The sequence below is a fragment of the Streptomyces sp. NPDC050433 genome, from assembly GCF_044458565.1.
Taxonomy (GTDB): Bacteria; Actinomycetota; Actinomycetes; order Streptomycetales; family Streptomycetaceae; genus Streptomyces.
Window position 1 is genome coordinate 1 of sequence record NZ_JBITIB010000075.1, and the last position, 1,009, is coordinate 1,009.

The 1,009-nt window shown below is 69.5% G+C and carries 1 protein-coding gene; it reads right to left on the reverse strand.

Annotated features, from left to right (window positions below; translation table 11 throughout):
• Nucleotides 1-83: 83 nt before the first annotated feature.
• Nucleotides 84-1,009, reverse strand: a 926-nt coding sequence (locus ACIBLA_RS37585; RefSeq protein ID WP_399201151.1) for an IS701 family transposase, incomplete at its 5' end; no start/stop codon positions are given.

Sequence of the window (1,009 nt, forward strand, 5' to 3'; positions counted from 1 at the left end):
CGGCAGTTCGTGACCAGCGGTTCGGCGCGCGTAGTGGCAGCGTCTGGCGATGGCTTGGTGGCGTCGTCGGTAGCGGGACCAGATCAGCGCACGATCCCGATCCCGATGCCCGTGGCGCGCCGGGCTGGGGCGGAGAGCGTCCAGGAGTCTCCGGATTTCTGCCAGGGTGAGGGGCGCGGGGGCGGGTTCATCGTTTCTTCGGCCCCCCTTTCGATCGCATCGGCGGCCATCGCGGCGAGAAAGGCATGCGCGAGCATGGCCAGGGTGATGTGCCGGTACCAGCCTGGGTAGCGGCGCACTTCGTACTGGTCCAGGCCGCATTCGTTCTTCGCGGCCTGGAAACACTCCTCGATCGCCCAGCGCGATCCCGCAATGCGGACCAGATCCTCCACGGCGGTGCCGTCGGGGGCGTAGGCCAGGTAGTAGGCGATCTCGTGATGCCTGGCCAGACTGCGGCGGGCCAGCACCCACCGCCGGTGGGTCGGCGGGTCACCGTCGAAGATGTCGATGACCGGCAGTTGGGCAGCGGCCCAGTCGTAGACGCGCGGGCCTTTCGCGCCGTCGCCGCAGGACAGGCGCTGCCACGCGTCGTCGGGTGCCTCGGCGATCAGAGCGTCGATGCGCCAGCTCCCGGCCGTCGACTTGACCTGCTGTGATTTCGGGACGGCGAGCACATAGCCGACGCCGGCCTCCTCAAGCATCCGCCGGAAGGCCCATTCCTGGCCGTAGGCGGAATCGGCGGTGACCCACGCGATGGGCAGGGCGGAGGCCAGGGCCCGCCGCACCAGCTTCCGGGCCAGTTCGCCCTTGGTCGCAAACGTCCGCTCCTCGGGAATTTTCGCGGCCCGGCAGCGGTCCGGATCGCCCGTCCAGGACTTGGGAAGATACAACTCCCGGTCCACCAGGGCCCGCCCGTTGGCCGAGGCGTAGGCGGCGAACACGCCAATCTGGCAATTCTCCGTCCGGCCCGCAGTGCCCGAGTACTGCCGCTGGACACCGGCCGAGGTGA